Genomic DNA, 23,152 nt, shown 5'->3' with positions numbered 1-23,152 from the left:
CATCTTCTTTTTTTTTTAATAATAAAACAGGTCGGTCAAAATGAACGAACTACATAAAATTGTGATTGTCGGTGGTGGTGCTGGAGGGTTAGAGCTGGCTACTTTATTGGGAGAACATTTTGGTAAACAGGCTAAAGCCAAAATTATTTTAGTTGACCAAAATCTGACACATATTTGGAAACCGTTATTACATGAAATTGCAGTCGGTACACTGAATGCCCACAGCGAGGAATTGAATTATTATGCTCATGCAGCACAACACAATTATGAGTTTGTCTTAGGTCGCTTTACTGAATTAGAGCGAAGCAATAAGCGTATTTTATTAGAACATCCTTTCTCTAGTGGAAATAAAGATCAGCAGCTCTTTTCTCTTAACTATGACACCCTTATTTTTGCTATTGGCTCTACATCGAACGACTTCAACACAGAAGGTGTACGTGAGGAGCATTGTCATTTTCTAGACAGTCGCGTACAAGCAGAACAATTTCAGCAACAACTTTTGCACCTATATGTGGCCGCGCAAACCCAATCTTCGCTCACAGATTTGAATATTGCCATTATTGGCGCGGGCGCAACTGGGGTAGAATTGGCAGCAGAACTGGTACAGAGTACACAAAGTTTTCATCAATACGGCCTCAATAAAATCGATCCTAAACGAGTAAAAATCTCCCTCATTGAGGCTGCCGACCGCATTTTACCTGCACTGTCAGAGAAAATATCACAGCATACTTTACGTGAACTGCATCATGCCAACATTCAAGTTTTAACCCATAAACGAGTCAGTAAAATTGATGAAAAACAAATATATTTTGCTCATGGTGCCAGTATTCCCGCAGATCTAAAAGTTTGGTGTGCAGGGATTCAAGCGCCGCAAGTATTTCAACATCTGACGGAATTCGAAAAAGATCATTTAAATCGTTTAAAAGTCTACGCGACCTTACAAACCAAAACAGACCCGAATATTTTTGCTTTTGGCGATTGTGCACATTGCCAGCCAATTGCCGATGAACCTGTACTTGGACCACGTGCACAAGTCGCGAGTCAACAGGCCCATTTCTTGGTGAGTGCAATGTCTGCACGAATAAAAAACAAGACACCGCCGATGTTTAAATTTATAGATAAAGGCTCATTGGTGTCATTAAGTCATCATAAAGCTGTAGGAGAATTGCTTGGTCAAGTGAACGTGCAGGGATGGGTGGCGAAATCACTTTATGTCTCTTTGTATCGTATGCATCAGGCAACTTTACATGGATATACCCGAACCGCTTATTTTATGGCAAAAGATGCAATGAACAAAAAACTGGCACCTAATATTAAATTGCATTGAAATTTTTTAAATTGCCCTTATTAACTAAAAAATGTCGTAAAAAAGTACAAATTGCAGAATTTTGATGAAATACAGTCAACAAAATCTGCTTTTCACTTTATGATGTACCCTTAAAAATTGAATGGATCAATAACATGACTGCTATTGCAAATAACCACGTGGTTTCTTTCCACTACACATTGACTAACGCAGAGGGTGAAACTCTCGACCAATCTCAAGGTGAACCACTTGCATATTTGCACGGTGCGGGCAACATCATCCCTGGTTTAGAAAAAGCGCTTCTTGGTAAAACTGTAGGCGAAAAATTCACTGTAAACGTTCCTGCTGCTGAAGGTTATGGCGAATACAACCCAGACCTAGTACAAGAAGTTCCAGCGCAAATGTTCCAAGGCGTTGACAACATCCAAGCGGGCATGCAATTCCAAGCGCAAACTGATGATGGCGTTCAAATCGTAACTGTTAAAGCGGTTGAAGGCGACAACGTAATCGTTGATGCAAACTTCCCACTTGCTGGTCAAGACTTAACTTTCGAAGTTGAAATCGTTGAAATCCGTGAAGCTTCTCAAGAAGAATTAGATCACGGTCACGTACACGGTGCGGGTGGTCATCACCACTAAGATCGACAGATCAAAAAAAGGGCAAATTTAACTTTGCCCTTTTTTACGCCTAGTGTTTTATTTTTATACATCTCATCCTACTGAATTTTAGTAAATCGTTTTAGAATCAAGTTAAGTAGTTTATTCAAGCACTAAGCTCATGCAATTGATTTGGTTCCGACAAGACTTACGTATACAAGACCATGCTGCACTTTGGTATGCCACACAAGCCGATACCTGTTTGGCTGTGGTCATCTTATCTCCTGAACAATGGGCGATTCACCATGATGCACCTGTTAAAATAGATTTTTACTTACGCCAATTACATTCCTTAAAAGAACAACTCCATCAACTCAATATTCCTCTCATCATTCAACAAGTGCCTTTGTGGAAAGATATTCCTCAAGCTCTACTAGATTTGAGTACAACATATGCGGTAGAAACAATTCATGCCAATATTGAGTTTGGTGTAAATGAGTTAAAGCGTGATAGTGAAGTTCAAAATTTACTTCAACAACATAAAAAAACATTAGAGCTGTATCAAGATCGTACACTTTTCCCAATTGGCTCCATTCGAAATAAATCCCAACACCCCTATCAAGTCTTTGGTGCATTTAAAAAATTTTGTTATGAACAATTCAGTTTGAGTCTGCCACAATGTTACCCAACACCTACGGCACAGTCTCCTGTCAACCTCATGGTAGAGAGCAAGATTCCTACGCTTGCTGAATTAGGTGCCCAGCCCCTTGAATCTCATTTTGCAATGCAATGGCCTGTAGGCGAAGACTGTGCCTTACAACGATTGGATCATTTTATTGATCATCAAGTTAGTCACTATCAAAATGAAAGAGACTTTCCAAATTTACGAGGTACCAGTCAGCTCTCTCCTTATCTTAATATTGGTTTACTTTCCATTCGCCAATGTATTCAGGCACTATTTCGAAAGCAACACGGGCATTTCCTCCCTGAAAATCTAGGGCAGCAAACATGGTTAGATGAACTGCTTTGGCGTGAATTTTATCAGCATATCCTGTATGACTTTCCACAAGTCTCTAAGCACCAACCTTTCAAAGCAAGTACACAATATATTCCATGGCGCGATGCACCTGAGGACTTAATTGTATGGCAACAAGGACGTACAGGTATCCCGATTGTCGATGCTGGTATGCGACAACTGCTTGCTACGGGCTGGATGCACAACCGTGTCCGTATGATCACAGCAATGTTCCTGTGTAAAAACTTACTGATTGATTGGCGTCTGGGGGAACAATGGTTTATGCAACATTTAATTGATGGTGATTTAGCCGCAAATAATGGTGGTTGGCAATGGTGTGCATCTACAGGTACAGATGCAGTGCCCTATTTCCGTATCTTTAACCCGATTAGCCAATCACAAAAATTTGATGCCAATGGCGACTATATTCGCAAATGGGTTCCTGAATTGGCTCATCTCGATGCCAAGAGTATTCATGAACCATTTGCCAAAAATACAAACTTAAAACTGGATTATCCCCACCCTATCGTTGACTTGAAATCGAGCCGTCAGCGGGCAATTGATGCCTTTAAGGGAATTTAATTGCTCCAAATAATTTTTTTTAATATTTATTTGCAACACTTTCAGAGTCTTGCAAATAAATATTAAAAAATATCCAATTCGATGCGAACAACCGACCAAAAACTATACTTTTCATGTTAAAATTCACCTATTAATCTACCCTTGCAGTATTCTTTCCGACACAAGCATTCTCCTGCCAATGGTCGTACGACTAATCTCTCGATTAGACAATTTTATCGCTCTCAAGACTGAAATTTAGTTCCGATAAGATCTGTAAAGCTGTATAGATCAAATCTAGCTTTAGATAATGATCTTGAAGTTACTTAGGCTTGGTTCTCTCCCAAAACCAAGATCAAAAGTCAGATTTTGCAAGTGAAAGATACTAGATACATTGATTGCTAAGTTATGTAACTAGCTCGATTGATTTTGCGCTTGTCCACTCAATTTGGGTGTAAAATTAATCATATATGCTATGACTTAATATATAGCATCAATAGAGATAGGATATCTAAAGATCAAACCGATCACTTCGGCACAACTTAAGATAAAACATCTAAAAATCGAAGCAATGAATATGGTAGTTGAAAGAACTTTTTTCTTCATATGAGGTGCTTATGCGTACATTTCTAGTGGTTTTACTCACATCATATTACTTGGTTGGCTGCCAAGGGGCTGTAACACCTCCTCCACCATCTACACAACAGCTTATTCAAGATACGCCAAGTGGATGGGTTGGTTAAATTAAAAAGCCCCTTTGTTTAAGGGGCTTTTTTTTGAACAATACTTGATACAACATTCATAAAGAACCACTCAAGTCATGATCTTCATATTTTTACACGGCTTGTTCATCACGCTTAAAGACCAGCTCACCTTGAATTGAGCTCACTGCATCAAAATAATAACCATCAGTATTGAAAGATTTTAAATCTTCTACACGATTCAATTGATTCTGAATGATATAACGTGCCATTAAACCACGGGCTTTTTTCGCATAAAAACTAATGACTTTGTATTTGCCATTTTTCTGATCTAAGAATACAGGCTTGATAATTTTAGCCTTCACTTTACTTTCTTTCACCGATTTATAGTATTCATCTGAAGCCAAATTCACCAACAAATCTGAATTTGCCTCTTCTAAATCATCATTCACCAATTGCGTAATCTTATCGCCCCAAAACTCATATAAATTATGACCACGCGCATTGGCTAATTTGGTGCCCATTTCTAATCGATACGGCATCATTAAGTCCAAAGGACGCAATAAACCATAAAGACCAGACAACATACGTAAATGTGTTTGTGCAAATTCTAAGTCTTGTGATGTCAAATCATACGCATCTAAACCCGTATAGACATCGCCTTTAAAAGCAAAAATGGCCTGACGAGCATTGGAAAAATTAAACTCAGGTTGCCATTCACGGAACCGTGCTACATTCAATTGTGCAATTTTTTCACTCACACTCATTAAACTGGCGATTTCTGAAGCAGACAGCTTACGACTTACGTCTATAAGTTGTTGTGAATGCTCTAGCAGTCTTGGTAAAGTGTGTTGATCAGTTGGAAGTGCAGATTCATAATCTAAAGTCTTAGCAGGAGAAATTAAGGCGAGCATATACAATTTGATTAAAAAATAATTAAACAGACTATAACAGTAGACTAATTTTTTTTCCAATCTGTGTTTTTACTGATCATAATCGGTAAAATAGCGGATTCTCCTGCTATTAATCCATTTATCTTATGTCCGAGCAAATTTTCATTCCCGGTTCAGTGGGTCAAATTGAAGTTTTCGTTGATTACCCACAAGGCGAAGTGAAAGGATTCGCGGTAATTTGCCACCCCCATCCATTGCAAGGCGGTACGCCGCAACATAAAGTTCCAGCGCTTTTGGCTCAAATTTTAGTTGAAAATGGTTGTGTAGTTTATCGTCCAAGCTTCCGTGGTTCAGGTCAAAGTGAAGGTGTCCATGATGAAGGACACGGCGAAACTGACGATGTATTAAAAGTCATTCATCACGCACGTTTACAACATGCTGGCTTACCATTTTATGCAGGCGGTTTTAGCTTTGGTGCGCATGTCATGGCAAAATGCTACGACGCTTTACCAAGCGAACTCAAATCAATTCAAACTATTTTGTGCGGTTTGCCAACGGCGACTGTTGCAGGTGTACGCCACTATCAAACACCTGAACTTAAAGGAGATATTCTGTTTATTCACGGTGAAGCCGATGATGTAACTTTACTCTCAGACATGATTGCTTGGGCAAAACCACAGCGTCATTTAGTTACTGTTTTACCAGGTGCGAATCACTTCTTTACAGGCTATTTAAAGCAGTTACGTATTGCAATTTCACGTTTCTTATTAATTTAAGCTGTAATACGTTCGGGAAAGACATCATGATCATTCAAGGTGATTTCTTTCTCGAACCTATGCTCTCGTTGAATATTACTCATTGTATTTGATCTACTGGATTAAAATCATGAATCAATCAAACAGATTCTTTTTTTCTATTTCCTAATTACTTTCTAGCTTTATTGCAGTACTTTTATTCGGCTAAATACCTATTTTTCTGCCTGAATTTCTTGATTAATGCATGATTAAACACACCTCAATTATCAACATTCATGCAATGAAAAATGCTGCTTTACAAGTTTATTTTCTTATATTTTTTGGCATTTTATGCACATTATTATTTAAATAATTAATTGTACAATCAATACCTTAGCTCGCTATAGCTTTCCACTTTTAAATTTCAAAACTACGGTCAGATTTCTATGAAAACATTTTTTGGGGCAATTTTACTTGCTTTAGCTACCACATCAAGCTTTGCACAGGACATTACTGGTACTTGGCACTTTATTGATGACAAAACAGGTGAGCCTAAAGCCTTAGTAAAAATTGAAAAACAATCAAATAATACTTACGCAGGTACTGTTCTCAAACTAACACCGCGTCCTGGTTATACACCAAAAGAATTTTGTACTCAGTGCCCTGCACCTTATACCAACAAACCAATTATCGGCATGCAAGTCATTACAGGTTTAAAGACGAATGATCATATAAATTATAGTAATGGTAAAATTATTGACCCTGTTTCAGGAAAGATTTATAGCTTAAAGGGTAAGGTTAGTGCGAATAGTAAAAAGCTCTTTTTACGTGGCTATTTCGGTGTTTCTGCTGTAGGTCGTAGTCAAACTTGGGTACGTGTGGAGTAAACAATTACTTTTTCTATTTTTATTGAGTATCACATCTTTAAAATTGAGATAACGCAAATAATTTAAGAAAATGCTGAATGACCCATGATTCAGCATTTTTACTCATTTAAATACAACACATCCCTAAAAATTTTCGACCTAATTATAATCTTTATCCACATGACCATCACTGAGCCGTAATTCAACATAAGGGCATTTAGAATGTTCTAACTTATCTGATAATATTGTTACGTCTACTACTTCTAATTCTCTTTTATAAAATGCATCTGTCTGTGGCTTAGTCAAGCCATAACGAAGCAACCCACAATTAATTGGCTGTAAATCATCTCGCTTAAACATTTCAACTTGTAATGTATTTTCAATATCACCAACACTGTATTCAGTTAATGATACAACTGCAATATAATGTTCAGAACATAAAATTTGAGGGCTAAATACTTTTTTATTCAGAAAATTAATTTTTTTATTTTCAAATATAAAAATATTAAAAGATTCATTTAGCCATTCACATTTTTCAATTAATTTTTCGGGTGCTTCAAATTTTTCCAAAGATACAAAACTACCAAATTTTCTATTTAAAGAAGATGAATCCAATTCAAATACTGAATTCAGTTCTTGCTCATACTGCTTAGGTTCATATGTACATCCATCATAGCCACCATTTGCCAAAAGAGTTTGCTGATATAAAATATGCTGATCTGCTTTACGAATAAGTTGAATAACTGTATGCATCGAATCAATATTCTTAGAGCGATAGATTACCGTTCCTTCCTTTTGAGTCGGATATCCTACAGCGATATTTCCTGAATTAAAATATCGTGTCCAAGAATATCCATTATCAATATAACGTGGAGGAAAATACAAAGCATGTTGGTTATTCTGTTTTAACTTACATTCAGCCTTTTTATTATTAGATTTTGGAACATCAATCGTTTTGTTAAAATCTAATTCAATCGTCTCATTGATTAAATTTGATAAATCCACAGTATCATTAGCTACTTTCTGCCCATTTAACCATCTATATGAATTGTTTTGCTGTACCTGAGTTAAAGTTGGTATTACATATTCACTATTCTTAGGGCGAAATAAATAATGTTTTAGACCTTCTTCTTTAAAGCCTGTTTGATATTTAGACACATAGGATTCATTTTGATAAATTTTAAAACTTAAAAATACAATAAATCCAATTCCTAGAACTAAGCCTATTTTATCCCAGAAAGGAGGTATTTTCGTTAATGCTAGCGCCAAGATTAAAAAGAATCCTGAATATAACCATATCACAGCACCCACATTAACTTTAATAATTGCTATAGAAAATCCAATACACATAAGAACACATGTAATAACACTATACATCCATGCTTTGGATTCAAATGTTTCCAGCATCTCACTTTCTTTAAAATAGCATCTCACTGCTAATAAAAAAGTTAAATTAGCCCATACAGGAAACATTTGGGGAATAGGGACAATCAAAAAATGATATAGAATTGATGTCACCATGACGCCAAAACCAACCATACCATCAACAGCAGGCACGCACCACGATAGAAAAAATAAAAATATCGCAATGAAAATAGCTATTTTAGAATACATCTTTTTATTCTTGGAGAAATATTGACTTAAATATTAACTATTACTCCACTTGAATTCACTGAAATTTTGATCTTTTTTTAATGTATTTTCAACGGCTTGTGCTAATTGATTCAATAAACTTTGCTCAGCAATTCGATCTAACCAGTCCTGATCTTCCGTTGGGTATGAGGTAATCTCACAAACCAAATGCCCTTCTTGATCTGAACTTTGACAGGTAATCGATAAAGGTAGAGCATGATTATCGACGCTTACAGCAACATGATCACCACTTTGTGGCAAGGTATGGAAGCCGTATTGACTGAGTTTGCCAACCAATAAATCTGCCACATATTCTTGTGTAATATGGCATTGGTTCCCTGCTACTACATGATGTTGATGCTGCTCGCAATTGGCGGTGAATTGTAATTTTCGCATAGCTCTACCCAAAGGCATTTTTGTTATATGGGTTTAGCATAAGCAATAAAAACAAAACAGCCAAGCATTTGCTTGGCTGTTCAATCATAAATAACTGACTTATTGAGTCACAAGTCTTATTCAGTCACCTGAATGGCTAAACCTGCTTGATTTGCAAGTTCAGTAAAGGTTGGGAAACTGGTTGCTACTGTTTCTGTACCCAAAATTTTGATCTCACCTGAACTACGTAAGCCCGCCATACTAAAGCTCATGGCAATACGGTGGTCATGGTGTGATTCAATTTCACCGCCTGCAAAGATTGCAGACCAATCTCCAGATTGACCTTTACCTTCAATGATGATGCCATCTTCTGTCGGTGTACAGTCAATGCCCATGGTTTTCAGACCATCTGCCATCACTTGAATACGGTCAGATTCTTTCACGCGCAATTCAGCAGCACCCGTCAGGACAGTTTGCCCTTCGGCACATGCCGCAGCAATAAACAATGCTGGGAATTCATCAATCGCTAAAGGCACTTGGTCTTCAGGCATATGAATACCCTTTAAGGTACGACTACCACGAATACGAATATCCGCAATCGGCTCGCCACCAGCAATACGTTCGTTTTCTACGCTAAGGTCTGCACCCATTTGTTTCAGAATTTCAATCACACCTGTACGCGTTGGGTTAATCCCGACAGCTTCAAGGGTCACGTCTGAACCTTCGGTAATCGCAGCACCGACCATAAAGAATGCAGCAGAAGAAATATCAGATGGGACCTGAATATCCGTACCCACTAACTTACCACCACCTTGCAGTGAAATACGATTGCCTTCAGTTTTTACTTCATAACCAAAAGCACGTAGCATACGCTCAGTATGATCACGTGTTGGCTCTGGTTCGGTCACAGAAGTTTCACCTGCTGCCCACAAACCCGCCAATAGAATACCTGATTTCACCTGAGCAGAAGCCATTGGTAAATTATAGTGAATGCCTTTTAATGGCTGGCTACCTATAATCGATACTGGCGGTGTACCACGCTCACCTGTGGTCTGAATTTGTGCACCCATTTCACGTAAAGGTTTCGCAATACGCTCCATTGGACGTTTTGACAAAGAAGCATCACCCGTCATGACTGAATCAAATTTTTGTGCAGAAAGCATTCCCGACAAAAGACGCATAGATGTGCCTGAGTTACCCATATACAACGCGCTCGCAGGTGCTTTTAGACCATGCATGCCAACGCCATGAATGGTCACTTCACCATTTTTAGGACCTTCAATACTCACGCCCATATCACGGAAGGCTTGTAATGTTGCTAAAGCATCTTCACCTTCAAGGAAACCTGTTACATGTGTTGTGCCTTCTGCAATCGCACCAAACATGATAGAGCGGTGAGACACAGACTTGTCTCCAGGCACGGTAAACTTACCTTGGAACGTTTTAGGGCCTGGTAAAATGGTAAATTGTTGTGTCACCTTATTTTTCTCCATCAGGGGTTTCTTGGCTAACATGTGATTGAAATGTTGTCGTGCAGCTTGAGCATTGCCAAGCAAACCCATTAAGGCTGGCGAATCTTCATCTTCAATCAGTTTTCTGAGTACAGCAAGTTGTTGTTCAAATCCATCTACAGCATTTAAAATGGCTTTTTTATTGGCAAAGAAGATGTCATGCCACATTTGCGGATCACTGGCCGCAATACGTGAGAAATCACGAAAACCACCCGCAGCATAACGGAAAATATCCAAATTATCTGCGCGATTGGCCAATTGCTCGACTAAGTTAAATGCCATCAAATGCGGTAAATGACTGGTATGCGCCAACACTTCATCGTGTTTTTCCACATCCATGCAAATGACTTCAGCTTTTGCCGCTTGCCAAAGGGTGATCAGTTTTTCAACCGCCCAAGGCGCACTGCTTGGAAGTGGTGTCAGAATGACTTTATGATGCGCAAATAAATCGACTTTACCTGCATGAACACCTGTATGTTCCGCGCCCGCAATTGGATGACCTGGTACAAAACCAGCAGGCAACTTTTCACCGTAAACGGCTTTGGCTGCATCAACAACATTCCCTTTGGTACTGCCTACATCAGTAATGATGCAATTTTCTGACAAATACGGCTTAATGGTAGCTAAAACTTTTTCTGTCGCTCGTACAGGCAAGGCAAGTACCACCAAATCGGCACCTTGCACAGCATCAACTGGATTAGTAAAACCTTCAGCAATTAATCCTAAAGCTTTTGCATCGTCCAAGGTCTTACTTGAACGTGTTGATGCGACAATTTGTTTCGCCAGTTTTTCAGCAACTATTACACGAGCCAGACTTGAACCAATCAGGCCAAGTCCAATAAATGCAACTTTTTCAAATAATGGCTGTGTCATATTTTATGCTTTCGCCTCTAAACCCCACACTTTGGCAAGTGCATTTCAACGATATCTATATGCTTAAGTTTTTTAACTTAAAAGTTTTTGTAAGCTGTCTCAATATATCAATACATATTACAAATTTTAGATTGGATTGAATATACGAGACAGCAACACCACCTTTTATGGCGAATGTTAGAGCACAGCGATTGGATAAGAACCCAATACACGTACTTCTTTGACTAAAGGACGAATTTCTTCAATGGCTGCTTTCACATTTTCTTGTTCAATATGACCTTCAAGATCAATAAAGAACACATAAGCCCATTTCTCTGGAAGTGCAGGACGCGTTTCAATACTGGTCAAACTAATTTGATGTTTTGCAAACGGTGCTAAGATTTCAAGCAATGCGCCCGCGCGGTCATGCGCCGAAATCAATAAAGACGTTTTGTCATTACCACTTTGTGGCACTTTTTCACGGCCAATGACCAAGAAACGTGTGGTGTTTTCTGGATTATCTTCAATGTTACTGTGTAGAATTTCTAACTCATAAATACTTGCAGCAACGTCCGATGCAATCGCAGCCGAATGCCATTCATTACGAATACGACGCGCAGCTTCTGCATTTGAATTGAGCGCAACACGTTCAACACCTGGATAATGTGCATCCAACCATTTACGGCATTGTGCCAAGGTTTGTTGATGCGCATAAATCTGTTTAATACTGTCTTTACGCGTATTTTCAGAAATTAAGAATTGATGATGAATACGTAGTTCCACTTCACCAATCACATTTAATGTCGATGATTTAAAACAGTCTAAAGTATGGTTCACGACCCCTTCAGATGAGTTTTCGACTGGTACTAAACCGTAGTGTGCACTGCCCGCTTCAACTTCACGGAATACTTCATCAATCGTTGGTAAAGGGCGAACCACCGCATCCTGACCGAAATGCTTAAGCACAGCCGAATGTGTAAATGTTCCCACAGGACCCAAAAAAGCAATGCTTTGCGGTGCTTCTAGTGCTAAGCATGCTGACATAATTTCACGGAATAAACGTGCCATTGTTACATCCGACAAAGGCCCTTCATTACGCTCCATGACATTACGCAGAACTTGTGCTTCACGTTCAGGACGGTAAAACATTGGATTCTCTTCAGAGGCAAACTTTGCTTTTGCTACTGCTTCAGCCAAGCGCGCGCGACGATTAATCAATTGTTGAATCTGTTGATCGACAGAATCAATATCTTCGCGAATCTTGGTCAAGTCCAGAGAAGTCGTAGTGTTTTGATCGTCGTTGATCATTGTTATTTCGCCCTTCGAAAACGTGAATGCCGACAGTATATCAAGAGTTCAATGAAATGGTAGGCAATAAAATCTGGTTTCATCCTGATTTCAACGCTATAGCCCGTAATATTTGCCAAAATCTAACTAAAGTTTGAGTTGTAGAATAGATAGAGCATCTGGCTTAGCGAGCTTGAGCATAAGATGGTTTGAGTATATGGTCTAACCCTCCATGAAACATCATTCTTAATACCGCACAACATTGAAAATTGATGAATCACGTTATCTTTATTATTTTTTATTTAAAACATAGCACTAGAAAATTTCATTAAGAATATGACATGATCAAGGCATATTACTTTAGATCACAATTTAACCACAATTTAACCACAATTTAATATGACGTATTTCACAATTTGTCTGTTATTTTAAATTTAAAAATGCTATTCGGAGAATAAAAATGCCAAAAAGAATTGCAGTTTTAGTCACACATGACTTCGAAGATATGGAATATGTCGAACCTGTTGAAGCCTTTCGTGCTGCGAGTCATAGTGTAATCAATATTGAAAATAAAGCAGGCAATATTGTATACGGAAAAAAGCGCCGATATTCTGTCACTATAGATCAAGGCATTGATGATGTTACAGTACACGAATTTGATGCTTTGCTTATTCCTGGTGGCTATTCACCAGATCACTTAAGAGCAGATGAACGCTATGTTGATTTTGTCCGTTGTTTTGCAAATGCACAAAAACCGATTATGAGTATTTGTCATGGTCCACAATTACTGATTAACGCAGGCGTTGTAAAAGGTCGGCGTATGACCACCATGAAATCGGTTGTTGTTGATTTACTTAATGCAGGTGCAGTGTTTTATGACGAAGCCGTGGTGAATGACAATAATTTGTATATTTCTTCACGCTCTCCAGAAGATCTACCCGCCTTTATTCGCGAAAGTTTGACTGTACTCAAGCTTTAAGTCAGAAAAAAGAGCCTTTCGGCTCTTTTATATTGTTAGCGTCCTATCATTCCACGCGCGACAATTTCTTTCATAATTTCGTTCGTTCCACCATAAATCCGCTGAATTCGAGCATCTACAAAGAAACGGGAAATTGGATATTCCGTCATATACCCATAACCACCAAACAATTGTAGTAATTGGTCTGCAACTTTCATTTGCATGTCGGTTGAAAAACTTTTTAGTGCTGCGGCTGTTTCCACATCAAGTTTACCTTGCATATAAAGTTCTACATTTTGATTATAAAAAGCTGCTGTAGCCAGCTCATCAATTTTTGCCTGTGCCAAGACAAAACGCGTATTTTGAAATTGCCCAATCTTTTGTCCAAAAGCCTGACGTTCTTGTACGTATTGCGTGGTCACATCGAGTGCCCCACGAATAGCTCCTAAAGCCGTCGCGGCAATCGCTGTTCTTTCACGTGGCAACTCCTGCATAAGATAGTTAAATCCTTGCCCTGCTTGTCCCAATAACTGATCCTTAGGCACTTTCACATTATCAAAAAATAATTCTGAAGTATCCTGAGAATGTAAACCGATCTTGTCTAAATTGGTTCCTTTCTTAAACCCATCTAAATGGGTATCTAATAAAAGTAAAGACACCCCTTTTGCACGTGCTTGCGGATCTGTTTTAACGGCAAGGACCACGAGGTCCGCATGTTGTCCATTTGAAATAAAGGTTTTAGAACCATTCAGTACATAATGATTTTCTTGCAAAATAGCAGTGGTACGTATTGCCTGCAAATCTGAGCCAGCCCCTGGCTCAGTCATCCCAATCGCCCCCACGACTTCACCCGTTACCATTTTAGGTAACCAATATTGTTTCTGTTGTTCTGTACCAATATGTAAAACATAAGGTGCAGCAATTTCAGAATGACATGAAATCGCTGTAGAAAGTGCACCATATCCTGCACGAGCAGATTCTTCCACCAACATTAAAGAATAATGGGTCGGTACACCATAGCCACCGTATTGCTCAGGTAGATCTACACATAAAAATCCATTTTCACCCAGCTTTTTCCACACTGAGCGCGGCATAATGCCAGCTCGTTCCCATTGCTCATAGTCAGGAGCAATATGCTCTTGCATAAAACGTTTGAAATTGTCTTTAAAAAGTTCCAAATCTGCATCATGTGCTAACATCATTCTTCCTTTGTTGTTGTTTAATTTTTTGCTTTGTAATGCTAGGCAATTTATTGATTACTGTCATGTACATGTTATGTCTTATTTACGACAAAAAGGTCAACTCTATAGGCATAAAAAAAGGAAGCCATAGCTTCCTTTTTTTAATTCAAGATCACATTAAGCATGCGCTTGATTACCTTCATCCATCATTTGCTTGTCTACCTCTTCAGGGTTAGCCAAAGCAAAATCTAGTTTTTCCTTGTCGAGCTGACCGACCCATTTCGCAACCACAATAGTTGCTAACGAGTTACCCACCAAGTTGGTTAAAGCACGAGCTTCAGACATGAAACGGTCAATACCTAAAATCAGTGCTAAACCAGCAACTGGGATATGACCTACCGCAGACAACGTTGCTGCCATTACAATAAAGCCTGAACCCGTTACACCTGCAGCGCCTTTAGAAGAAATCAACAACACCAATAACAAAGTAATTTGATGTGAAATATCTAATTGAGTATTGGTTGCTTGAGCAATAAATACCGCAGCCATGGTCAAGTAAATTGAAGTACCATCTAAGTTAAATGAATAACCTGTTGGAATGACCAACCCTACTACAGATTTTTCACAACCTGCAATTTCAAGTTTCTTCAACATACGTGGCAATACTGATTCTGAAGAAGAAGTCCCTAAAACGATTAATAATTCTTCGCGAATCATACGAATCATTTTTAAGATACTGAAACCACAGATACGGCTAATTGAACCCAATACAATGAAGATAAACAATAGACAGGTAATATAGAAGCAGATAATCAACTGAGCCAATTGCGCTAAGCTGCCAATACCATATTTACCAATAGTAAATGCCATTGCACCAAATGCACCGATAGGCGCAAGCTTCATAATCATATTTACAATATTGAAGAAGACATGCGAAATTTGGTCAATCAGCTTAAGAACTGGCTTACCAGAATCACCTAATTTGTGTAGTGCAAATCCAAATAAAATAGCGAATAACAATACTTGAAGAATTTCACCTTCAGCAAAAGCACCCACCACAGTATGTGGAATGATATTCATTAAGAAATCGACAGTACTTTGAGACTGACCTGATTCTACATATTTAGAAATACCTGACACATCTAAAGAGGCAGGGTCAATGTTCATACCTACACCTGGTTTAGCGATGTTAATCACCAATAAACCAATCAGTAGCGCAATAGTAGAAACGATTTCAAAATAAAGGAGAGCAATACCACCCGTTTTACCCACCGATTTCATACTTTCCATGCCAGCAATACCGCTAACAACTGTACAGAAAATCACTGGGGCGATGATCATTTTAATCAATCGAATAAATGCATCACCTAAAGGTTTCAGTTGTTCACCTAAACCTGGAACATATTGTTCGGCACCATTTACAATCTGGGTTCCACTTGGAGAGAAATGACCAACCAGAATACCTGCAATGATGGCAACAATCACTTGAAAATACAGTGATTTATAGATGGGTTTTTTAGCCATAGCGTTACTTCTAAACATATTTCTAGAACTAGAAACATCCAATATTAGTCTATTCCTAAGAATACACAGCCCTTAAAATTCCTTTTATAATCACTACAAAAGGCTATAGGTATTAAATCAGTCTTAATACCTTCTGATTAAACTAAATAATAATATCCGCGATTCCATCGCAGTTAGACTATTGAAAATGAATATTTTCAATATGATAGAAAAAACAACTCATAAGAAAAACTTAACAGTTTTCCTTATTCGGTTGAATTCTACCGAATTTTTGAACAGTAAATCTACATATATTTTTAAATTTGATTAAATTATATTCATTTTTTATTAGACATTAGTCGCATATCTAAGCCATCATTTTCCTTCCTTTTATATCAAAATCTTTCTATTATCCATTTAAACATTCTCCCTCGAAACACGAAATTACACAGTGATCTAAGCAAATGACAACCAAAAGAAATTTATACAAAGATTTTGAGCATCCTTTTGCCCAATTTGTCCGTATTGTTGGTAAAGGAAAGAATGGTGCAAGATCACTCACTTATGATGAAGCCTATCAAGCATTCAAAATGATTTTGAACGATGAAGTCCTTGATGTGCAATTGGGGGCTTTTTTGATGCTATTACGTGTGAAGGAAGAATCTGTAGACGAATTGGCAGGTTTTGTACAAGCAACGCGTGACACATTAAATTTTAAAGCTCTTGATGTTGATCTGGATTGGTCTTCGTATGCAGGTAAACGTAAGCATTATCCTTGGTTCTTATTAGCTGCATTAACTTTGGCACATCATGGCTATAAAATTGTCATGCATGGTGCATCTGGGCACACCTTAAATCGCGTGTATACCGAACAAGTACTTGAATATTTAGGTTTTCCCATCTGTCAAAATCAAGATGAGGTTGAGCAGCAACTACAACAACGTAATTTTGCCTATTTACCTTTAGAGGTTATTTCGCCCATCCTGAGTGAACTAATCGCATTACGCAATGTCATGGGATTACGCTCGCCAATTCATACCCTAGCGCGACTGATTAATCCGTTTAACGCGAAAGCCACTTTACAAGCCATTTTCCACCCCGCCTATCGTAGCTCTCATCAACAAGCTGCTTTTAAACTTGGTTATCAAAACAGTGCCGTTATTAAAGGTGAAGGTGGTGAATTCGAGCGCAACCCTGATGCCAAGACACTAATTTGTGGCATTAAAGATGGGGAATTGTATGAGTACGAGCTTCCTAAACTGACAGAAAATCGAAGTCCAGTTGAGGAAGAACTTGATTTAGCTCTATTTAAATCTGTCTGGCAAGGTCAACAACACCATGAATATGGTGAAACTGCGGTCATAGAAACCATGGGCATTGCCTTGTATACCATGGGAGTCTGTGAAAGTTACCCTAATGCGATGCTGAAGGCGAAAGAGCTTTGGTTAAATCGCTTCTAAGCATGCCATTCCAATGTAATGACAACAATATAACAATTAACAAAAAGGACTCTATCTGGAGTCCTTTTTCTATCTTAGCTATTTGCAAAACTTTTTGACTTAAACAAAACGAATTGGCTTAAATTCAGGTTCGTTTTTGTGATGATCATCATCGCACTCTTCACCTTCTTCTTTCGTGCCACGGTCAATATAACCGCTACGCTCAGTTTCTGGTAAATGCTTCATTTCCCACGCATACACAGCTTGCATACAAATTTCACGTTGCTCTTTGGTTAATGCAACACCATTTGGCCATTTACCAATTTCAATCGCAGTCTTTAAACGACCAACAATATCTGGATCAAGTACAGCCAGCATTTGTTCAATATTCATTTTTAATCCTGTTGTTGCAATGAATCAAAATCACGATTCCAACCTAGTTTAGTACGACAAGCCATATAAAAGTCATACCCAGGTGGGTGCAAGAGGTTTAATTTAAATGGATGTTTGCGGATATGCAAACTATCTCCTACATTGAGTGAAACACTATGTTGCCCGTCGGCGCTGACCATTGGCAATACACGATTTTCACGAATCAGAATTTTAATTTCACTATGACCACCCACAACAATTGGACGTGATGAGAGTGTATGCGGATGCATCGGGACTAAGGAAATCGCATCCATACTCGGATGCACAATAGGTCCACCACCCGATAACGCATAAGCAGTTGAACCGGTTGGTGTAGAAACAATCAATCCATCACTGTGCTGACGATACACATATTGCCCATCGATGTTTAATTCAAAGTCAATCATGTGTACAGACTTACCCGAATGCAATACAACGTCATTTAGGGCAATTGCATCATGAATCGTTTCACCCTTAGAGCGAACTTCCATTTCCAACAAAAAACGGCGGTCTTGCTGGAACTCACCTTGTAAGACTTGATCAAGCTTATAGATGACTTCAGTTGGTTTAATATCGGTAAGAAACCCTAAACGTCCACGGTTTACACCAATCACAGGCGTATTATATTTCACCAAAGAACGAGCAGCATGTAATAAGGAACCATCACCCCCAACCACAATAACCAAATCTACAACCTCACCCAATAATGCTCGGCTGACTGTCTGTGTATTTTTATAAGGGACAAGCTCGGCAGTTTCTGCATCAAAAACAGGATGTAAACCCAAGCTCATAAGATGATCGTGAATGAGGCTTAAAGTTTCAACAACAGAAGATTTGTCTGGTCGACCAATTAATCCAATATTCCGAAAAGACTTGTGTGAAAGTTGCACCTATGTGATCGCTCCGTTAGGATTCTGGCTTATGATACCATTAACCCGATTGAAATAAAAAACCTTATAAATAGCCTGATTAGCTCAAACATTTATATAGCTTTTCGCTTCTGTGACAGATTTATTATTGCAAATTGGAAAAAAGCTTCGCATGATTAGCAAAATTTATCAGGATCTTATCACTTTTTATGAAGTTTGAACGTGGCATAGGATTATTCGCACTTATTTTCTCCATATTGGTCATTGGTATTTTTCTAGCATTTAGTTTTTACCTGATTCGTCTAGATAATATTGTGAGAGAAAAGTTTGAAGGTAAGCGTTGGGATATTCCTGCGAAGGTTTTTGCTCGTCCGCTAGAAATTTACACCAATGCAGCCATTAGCCAAAAAGACTTCAATCAAGAATTGAAACTTTTAGGTTATAAAAATGCGGATAGTTATGCAAAATCGGGGAGCTATGTTAGCTCGGGTAATACTTTATATGTGCACACCCGTGGCTTTGACTTCGGTGATAGTGTTGAACCTGAACAAGTTTTAAAAGTTAGTTTTGCGAATGATCAAATTAGTGAAGTAAGTGCAACCAAGCCATCTTCAACAGGGATTGCGCGTTTAGAGCCTTTATTGATTGGCGGTATTTATCCGCAGCACAATGAAGATCGGGTTCTGATTAAATTGTCCAATGTGCCAAAACCTTTAATTGAAGCCTTAATTGCAACTGAAGACCGTAACTTCTATAAGCATCATGGTATTTCTGTTCGAGGGACTGCGCGAGCTTTGGTCAGTAATGTGACTGGAGGAAAACGCCAAGGCGGTTCGACACTTACCCAACAGTTGGTTAAAAACTTTTATTTAAGCCCAGAACGTACTTTAAAACGTAAAGTCAACGAAGCCTTGATGGCTCTTTTGGTTGAACTACATTACAACAAAGATGAAATTCTTGAAGCTTATTTAAATGAAGTGAACTTAGGGCAAAACGGCAACTATTCAATTAATGGTTATGGTTTGGCATCACAATTCTACTTCGGTTTACCGTTACGTGAACTCAATATCTCGCAACAAGCCTATTTGGTTGGTTTAGTACAAGGACCCTCTTTATTCAATCCTTGGCGTAACCCAGAAGGTGCTAAAAAGCGTCGCGATATCGTGTTGAATAATATGTTTGTGATGGGATATTTATCACAAGAACAATATGAACGTGAAATTGCTCGCCCATTAAATGTTTTAGCAAAACCAACGTTAGGACCTGCGCGCTTCCCTGATTTTCTAGATATTGTGCGTCGTCAATTACGGACTGAATATCAAGAGTCTGATTTAACCAACCAAGGTTTAAAAATCTTCACCACGCTCGACCCAATTGCCCAAACCAATATCCAGAACGCGTTTAAAGAGTCTGTTGCCCGTTTAAGCAATAACAATCCAAAACGTCTAAAAGATTTGCAAGGTGCGGTATTAGTTTCTCATCCTGAGAATGGTGAACTGGTTGCTGCTGTAGGTTCAACTCAAGATTTTACTGGTTTTAACCGCGCACTCGATGCAAAACGCCAAGTCGGTTCATTACTCAAACCAGTGATTTATCTGAGTGCGATTGAGTCTGGACGTTATAACTGGGCTAGTCCAGTCGAAGACAGCTACATTAGCATTCCAAGTGAAGGGAAATCTTGGACACCGAAAAACTATAGTGGCGGTGAACATGGCGTAGTTCCAATGGTACAAGCTTTGTCTAATTCGTATAACTTGTCTGCAGTTCGTCTCGGACAAGAATTTGGAGTAGCTAGCTTTAGTAATCATTTGAAAAAGTTTGGTGTAACTTCCAACATTCCAACCTACCCTTCGATTTTCTTGGGTGCGGTTGATATGTCTCCGATGGAGGTCATGAGTATTTATGGAAACTTTGCGACAGGCGGTTTCAAATACCCAATTAAATCGATTCGCTCGGTGGTCGATTCTAATGGTCGTGTTTTAGAACGTTATAGCTTAACCGTGCAACAAACCATCGATCCTGCGGCGGCCTATATTGTGAACTATGGCCTACAACAGGTAATGAACTCGGGTACAGGTCGTTCTGCTTACAGCACATTGCCAAGTTCATTAAAACTTGCTGGTAAATCTGGCACCACCAATGATACCCGTGACTCATGGTTTGCAGGGTATTCAGGCAATTATCTCAGTGTGGTTTGGCTAGGCTTAGATGACAATAAAGTCACTGGACTGACGGGTTCTTCAGGTGCTTTACCTGTGTGGACCAATGTCATGAGTCAATTACGTCAAAAACCAGTCAATTTACGTCAAACCGACGATGTGCAATGGCAATGGATCGATAGTGGCTCAGGCAACTTATCGGCTCAGGGTTGTGAAGGTGCATTGTATATACCGTTATTAAGGAGTGCTGTACCACGTCGTGCTACAGCATGCGGCTTTCCTCATTACCAAGTGGAACCAGTTTACACACCTGATACGGAAATGAACCAGAACCAACCAGCACAACCCGATAGTATGGACAACTATATCCGCGAGAGTGAAAGTGACATGCAAAATGACTTGGATCAAAATTCAGGTCGTGTCATTTCGAGCGGAACGTACGCCAACTAAGGAATTGTAATTGTATATGCTGAGACCGATTCTCCTTTCTGCTGCTGTAATGTTGGTTGGTTGCCAAAGCCTACCAAAGCCTGAAAATGCGAAGCCAGAGCTAACAACCGAAAAGCCTAAAGCTGAACAAGCAAAACCTTCTGGTGTGGTGATTACGCCGTATGATCAACCTGAGATTAAACGGCAAAAAATGCAGGTCGTGGTGCCTGAACAAAAATCTCAGCAGAAATTTGAAGATGGACGCTCACTTCCCGCCTTTAAACAATTAATGCAGCAAACACAGCAAGCCTATAAACAAGGACACTGGAATGATGCTGAAGCGGCTGCTTTACGTGCACAGCGTCTAGCACCGCAGTCAGCGGAAACTTTCTTATTTTTGGCTTTGGTTGCCAATCAAAAAAATCAGCCTGCAAATGCGGAAGCTTTAGCTCGTCGTGGCTTAAGCTATGCACAAACCCAAGCTATGAAAAAGCAACTTTGGGGAGCCATAGCCAAAGCAGGGCAAAAGCAAAATAACAGTAAAACCGTACAACAAGCTCAACAGGCATTAAAGTCACTTTAATGCCTGATTGTTCTACACTTTATGAAGAATTTACTACGTTTTTTTTAAAGATATCTGATTCCTGCAATACCGTAAGCATGATGTGATTGCGCTTGTTGTAACAGCTCAACACTCATTCCTCCTAATGCAAATACAGGAATATCGACTTGTTGAGCGTATTCTTGAAAACGAGCCCATCCTAATGGCTCAACATCAGGATGTGTCGCTGTAGCCAAAACAGGACTTAAAATGATCGCATCACAGCCAATATTTTGTGCATGTTTCATAGCCACAATATCATGACAAGCTGCGATGAAACGAAAACCGACAGGTAATTCTCCACGCTTAACTGTCATCAACTGATGTTGTTTGAGATGAATTGCAGCTACGTTCTTCTGCATTGGCAACGTCAATTTTTGCCACGCTTGCACATTGACAATTAAATGACCTGCGTGTTGTTCAGATAATTGTTCTAAATCTTCCAAGTCTGCTGCTGTATGTTCAACACGCCAATACAATAATTGCTGCGGTTTAAGTTGTTCCAAATCATTCAAATGCTCAGAAATTTTAATTTGATTTGGCCAATATAAGCGTTGCAAAATACTAAAATTGGCTTTCGGAAAATTCAGACTCAGTAATTCTGTACGGCCATACCATGTCCATGGTTGCTGAATTTCACTTAATAATGCTTCGGGCACTATGGCATGAAATAAATGTAAATTTACCACGACATCATCATATTCATGACAAATCACATCGAACGCGTGCCAGTCATTCAGCCCTACCCCAACTTCTTCAAAAACTTCACGGCGACAAGCTTCTAAAGGTGTTTCATTCGCTTCAACTTTCCCTCCAGGAAATTCATGCTTATTTCCTTGATGTTGTTCAGCATTGCGCCATCCAACCAAGACTTTATTTTGATGTAGTAATAAGGCAATTGCGACATGAATATTTGGCTTGGACATAACTGGTTCCATCACTTTAAATTGGTGTCAGTGTAAGTAAATTTAGTTTTTTTATAAATTGCTAAAATTCCCGTTGACAGATCTATTCGATAATGATTATCATTTAAATCATTCAAGAATACACCACGGAGCAAACAAAAATGAACGCACCTTTTAGCTTATTTACACGTCATACTGAAGCTGCACATGCACTGCCAATGCTACATTCCAACAATCTTTTTGCGCTTGGACGTGAAATTCGCATCATGCATGCAGGTGAAGAATATCGTCTACGTTTAACTCGCAATAATCGTCTTATTCTCACGAAATAAAAACAAAATAAACTGATAATAATAAACGTGGGAACTAGC

General features: G+C 38.9%; 21 protein-coding genes. 11 read left to right on the top strand and 10 right to left on the bottom strand.

Annotated elements, in window-relative coordinates; all coding sequences use genetic code 11:
• The first annotated feature begins 40 nt into the window (after window positions 1-40).
• The 4 genes from I593_RS10170 to I593_RS20995 all read left to right on the top strand — a co-directional run bounded on the left by I593_RS10170 (window position 41) and on the right by I593_RS20995 (window position 4,218).
• Window positions 41-1,327, top strand: coding sequence for an NAD(P)/FAD-dependent oxidoreductase (locus I593_RS10170; protein ID WP_016167487.1), 1,287 nt, complete (start codon window positions 41-43; stop codon window positions 1,325-1,327).
• A gap of 134 nt (window positions 1,328-1,461) precedes the next feature.
• Entirely contained in the window at window positions 1,462-1,944 is a 483-nt protein-coding gene (locus I593_RS10165; protein ID WP_016167486.1) for an FKBP-type peptidyl-prolyl cis-trans isomerase, read from the top strand.
• Between the two features lie 139 nt (window positions 1,945-2,083).
• On the top strand, window positions 2,084-3,499 hold the full coding sequence (gene phrB, locus I593_RS10160; protein ID WP_016167485.1) for a deoxyribodipyrimidine photo-lyase: 1,416 nt from the start codon (window positions 2,084-2,086) through the stop codon (window positions 3,497-3,499).
• 593 nt (window positions 3,500-4,092) lie between these two features.
• Complete coding sequence (locus tag I593_RS20995) at window positions 4,093-4,218, top strand: hypothetical protein (RefSeq protein WP_016167484.1); 126 nt, start codon at window positions 4,093-4,095, stop codon at window positions 4,216-4,218.
• Between the two features lie 92 nt (window positions 4,219-4,310).
• On the opposite strand, the gene yaaA is transcribed toward I593_RS20995, so the two are convergent.
• Window positions 4,311-5,090, bottom strand: coding sequence for a peroxide stress protein YaaA (gene yaaA / locus I593_RS10155; protein WP_016167483.1), 780 nt, complete (start codon window positions 5,088-5,090; stop codon window positions 4,311-4,313).
• 125 nt (window positions 5,091-5,215) lie between these two features.
• Here yaaA and I593_RS10150 point away from each other — a divergent pair, with 125 nt between their 5' ends.
• Together I593_RS10150 and I593_RS10145 are read left to right on the top strand one after the other, a co-directional pair.
• Complete coding sequence (locus I593_RS10150) at window positions 5,216-5,845, top strand: alpha/beta hydrolase (protein WP_016167482.1); 630 nt, start codon at window positions 5,216-5,218, stop codon at window positions 5,843-5,845.
• 404 nt (window positions 5,846-6,249) lie between these two features.
• Entirely contained in the window at window positions 6,250-6,690 is a 441-nt protein-coding gene (locus I593_RS10145) for a DUF2147 domain-containing protein (protein WP_016167481.1), read from the top strand.
• Between the two features lie 138 nt (window positions 6,691-6,828).
• On the opposite strand, the gene I593_RS10140 is transcribed toward I593_RS10145, so the two are convergent.
• The 4 genes from I593_RS10140 to pheA all read right to left on the bottom strand — a co-directional run bounded on the left by I593_RS10140 (window position 6,829) and on the right by pheA (window position 12,347).
• On the bottom strand, window positions 6,829-8,283 hold the full coding sequence (locus tag I593_RS10140) for a hypothetical protein (RefSeq protein ID WP_016167480.1): 1,455 nt from the start codon (window positions 8,281-8,283) through the stop codon (window positions 6,829-6,831).
• A gap of 33 nt (window positions 8,284-8,316) precedes the next feature.
• A complete protein-coding gene (locus I593_RS10135) occupies window positions 8,317-8,697 on the bottom strand; it encodes a hypothetical protein (protein ID WP_026440979.1) in 381 nt (126 codons plus the stop codon).
• A 116-nt stretch (window positions 8,698-8,813) separates the two neighbouring features.
• Window positions 8,814-11,060, bottom strand: coding sequence for a bifunctional prephenate dehydrogenase/3-phosphoshikimate 1-carboxyvinyltransferase (locus tag I593_RS10130; RefSeq protein WP_016167478.1), 2,247 nt, complete (start codon window positions 11,058-11,060; stop codon window positions 8,814-8,816).
• Between the two features lie 177 nt (window positions 11,061-11,237).
• Window positions 11,238-12,347, bottom strand: a complete 1,110-nt coding sequence (gene pheA, locus I593_RS10125) for a prephenate dehydratase (protein WP_016167477.1) — start codon at window positions 12,345-12,347, stop codon at window positions 11,238-11,240.
• Between the two features lie 439 nt (window positions 12,348-12,786).
• On the opposite strand from pheA, the gene I593_RS10120 reads away from it, so the two are divergent.
• Entirely contained in the window at window positions 12,787-13,305 is a 519-nt protein-coding gene (locus tag I593_RS10120; protein WP_016167476.1) for a type 1 glutamine amidotransferase domain-containing protein, read from the top strand.
• Window positions 13,306-13,340: 35 nt separating this feature from the next.
• Here I593_RS10120 and I593_RS10115 read toward each other — a convergent pair whose 3' ends face one another.
• On the bottom strand, window positions 13,341-14,483 hold the full coding sequence (locus I593_RS10115; RefSeq protein WP_016167475.1) for an acyl-CoA dehydrogenase family protein: 1,143 nt from the start codon (window positions 14,481-14,483) through the stop codon (window positions 13,341-13,343).
• Window positions 14,484-14,642: 159 nt separating this feature from the next.
• Complete coding sequence (locus I593_RS10110; protein WP_016167474.1) at window positions 14,643-15,989, bottom strand: dicarboxylate/amino acid:cation symporter; 1,347 nt, start codon at window positions 15,987-15,989, stop codon at window positions 14,643-14,645.
• A 443-nt stretch (window positions 15,990-16,432) separates the two neighbouring features.
• Between I593_RS10110 and I593_RS10105 the strand changes: the two genes are divergently transcribed.
• Window positions 16,433-17,428: a glycosyl transferase family protein gene (locus I593_RS10105; protein ID WP_016167473.1), complete on the top strand. Its 996-nt coding sequence runs from the start codon at window positions 16,433-16,435 to the stop codon at window positions 17,426-17,428.
• A gap of 99 nt (window positions 17,429-17,527) precedes the next feature.
• Here I593_RS10105 and I593_RS10100 read toward each other — a convergent pair whose 3' ends face one another.
• A complete protein-coding gene (locus tag I593_RS10100) occupies window positions 17,528-17,800 on the bottom strand; it encodes a YeaC family protein (protein ID WP_016167472.1) in 273 nt (90 codons plus the stop codon).
• Between the two features lie 2 nt (window positions 17,801-17,802).
• The gene (locus I593_RS10095; protein ID WP_016167471.1) at window positions 17,803-18,708 is read right to left on the bottom strand and encodes an NAD(+) kinase; all 906 of its coding nucleotides are present in this window, start codon (window positions 18,706-18,708) and stop codon (window positions 17,803-17,805) included.
• A 188-nt stretch (window positions 18,709-18,896) separates the two neighbouring features.
• On the opposite strand from I593_RS10095, the gene mrcB reads away from it, so the two are divergent.
• Window positions 18,897-21,296, top strand: a complete 2,400-nt coding sequence (mrcB, locus tag I593_RS10090; RefSeq protein WP_016167470.1) for a penicillin-binding protein 1B — start codon at window positions 18,897-18,899, stop codon at window positions 21,294-21,296.
• 16 nt (window positions 21,297-21,312) lie between these two features.
• Window positions 21,313-21,858, top strand: coding sequence for a hypothetical protein (locus I593_RS10085; RefSeq protein ID WP_016167469.1), 546 nt, complete (start codon window positions 21,313-21,315; stop codon window positions 21,856-21,858).
• 44 nt (window positions 21,859-21,902) lie between these two features.
• On the opposite strand, the gene I593_RS10080 is transcribed toward I593_RS10085, so the two are convergent.
• On the bottom strand, window positions 21,903-22,802 hold the full coding sequence (locus tag I593_RS10080; protein ID WP_016167468.1) for a thiamine phosphate synthase: 900 nt from the start codon (window positions 22,800-22,802) through the stop codon (window positions 21,903-21,905).
• 140 nt (window positions 22,803-22,942) lie between these two features.
• Between I593_RS10080 and hemP the strand changes: the two genes are divergently transcribed.
• A complete protein-coding gene (gene hemP, locus I593_RS10075) occupies window positions 22,943-23,113 on the top strand; it encodes a hemin uptake protein HemP (RefSeq protein ID WP_016167467.1) in 171 nt (56 codons plus the stop codon).
• Window positions 23,114-23,152 lie beyond the last annotated feature (39 nt).

The sequence above is a fragment of the Acinetobacter tandoii DSM 14970 = CIP 107469 genome (genome assembly GCF_000400735.1).
Taxonomy (GTDB): domain Bacteria; phylum Pseudomonadota; class Gammaproteobacteria; order Pseudomonadales; family Moraxellaceae; genus Acinetobacter; species Acinetobacter tandoii.
The sequence above is the reverse complement of the archived record's forward strand: the minus strand, read 5'-3'. Positions and strand labels throughout refer to the sequence as shown.

What these genes read in the sequence shown, in the direction of transcription:
- I593_RS10110 (WP_016167474.1), bottom strand. Translation starts at nt 15,989, where the DNA reads ATGGCTAAAAAACCCATCTATAAATCACTGTATTTTCAAGTGATTGTT.
- yaaA (WP_016167483.1), bottom strand. Translation starts at nt 5,090, where the DNA reads ATGCTCGCCTTAATTTCTCCTGCTAAGACTTTAGATTATGAATCTGCA.
- I593_RS10135 (WP_026440979.1), bottom strand. Translation starts at nt 8,697, where the DNA reads ATGCGAAAATTACAATTCACCGCCAATTGCGAGCAGCATCAACATCAT.
- I593_RS20995 (WP_016167484.1), top strand. Translation starts at nt 4,093, where the DNA reads ATGCGTACATTTCTAGTGGTTTTACTCACATCATATTACTTGGTTGGC.
- I593_RS10130 (WP_016167478.1), bottom strand. Translation starts at nt 11,060, where the DNA reads ATGACACAGCCATTATTTGAAAAAGTTGCATTTATTGGACTTGGCCTG.
- I593_RS10080 (WP_016167468.1), bottom strand. Translation starts at nt 22,802, where the DNA reads ATGTCCAAGCCAAATATTCATGTCGCAATTGCCTTATTACTACATCAA.
- I593_RS10165 (WP_016167486.1), top strand. Translation starts at nt 1,462, where the DNA reads ATGACTGCTATTGCAAATAACCACGTGGTTTCTTTCCACTACACATTG.
- I593_RS10170 (WP_016167487.1), top strand. Translation starts at nt 41, where the DNA reads ATGAACGAACTACATAAAATTGTGATTGTCGGTGGTGGTGCTGGAGGG.
- I593_RS10105 (WP_016167473.1), top strand. Translation starts at nt 16,433, where the DNA reads ATGACAACCAAAAGAAATTTATACAAAGATTTTGAGCATCCTTTTGCC.
- I593_RS10115 (WP_016167475.1), bottom strand. Translation starts at nt 14,483, where the DNA reads ATGTTAGCACATGATGCAGATTTGGAACTTTTTAAAGACAATTTCAAA.
- mrcB (WP_016167470.1), top strand. Translation starts at nt 18,897, where the DNA reads ATGAAGTTTGAACGTGGCATAGGATTATTCGCACTTATTTTCTCCATA.
- I593_RS10085 (WP_016167469.1), top strand. Translation starts at nt 21,313, where the DNA reads ATGCTGAGACCGATTCTCCTTTCTGCTGCTGTAATGTTGGTTGGTTGC.
- I593_RS10140 (WP_016167480.1), bottom strand. Translation starts at nt 8,283, where the DNA reads ATGTATTCTAAAATAGCTATTTTCATTGCGATATTTTTATTTTTTCTA.
- I593_RS10120 (WP_016167476.1), top strand. Translation starts at nt 12,787, where the DNA reads ATGCCAAAAAGAATTGCAGTTTTAGTCACACATGACTTCGAAGATATG.
- I593_RS10150 (WP_016167482.1), top strand. Translation starts at nt 5,216, where the DNA reads ATGTCCGAGCAAATTTTCATTCCCGGTTCAGTGGGTCAAATTGAAGTT.
- I593_RS10100 (WP_016167472.1), bottom strand. Translation starts at nt 17,800, where the DNA reads ATGAATATTGAACAAATGCTGGCTGTACTTGATCCAGATATTGTTGGT.
- pheA (WP_016167477.1), bottom strand. Translation starts at nt 12,347, where the DNA reads ATGATCAACGACGATCAAAACACTACGACTTCTCTGGACTTGACCAAG.
- phrB (WP_016167485.1), top strand. Translation starts at nt 2,084, where the DNA reads ATGCAATTGATTTGGTTCCGACAAGACTTACGTATACAAGACCATGCT.
- hemP (WP_016167467.1), top strand. Translation starts at nt 22,943, where the DNA reads ATGAACGCACCTTTTAGCTTATTTACACGTCATACTGAAGCTGCACAT.
- I593_RS10145 (WP_016167481.1), top strand. Translation starts at nt 6,250, where the DNA reads ATGAAAACATTTTTTGGGGCAATTTTACTTGCTTTAGCTACCACATCA.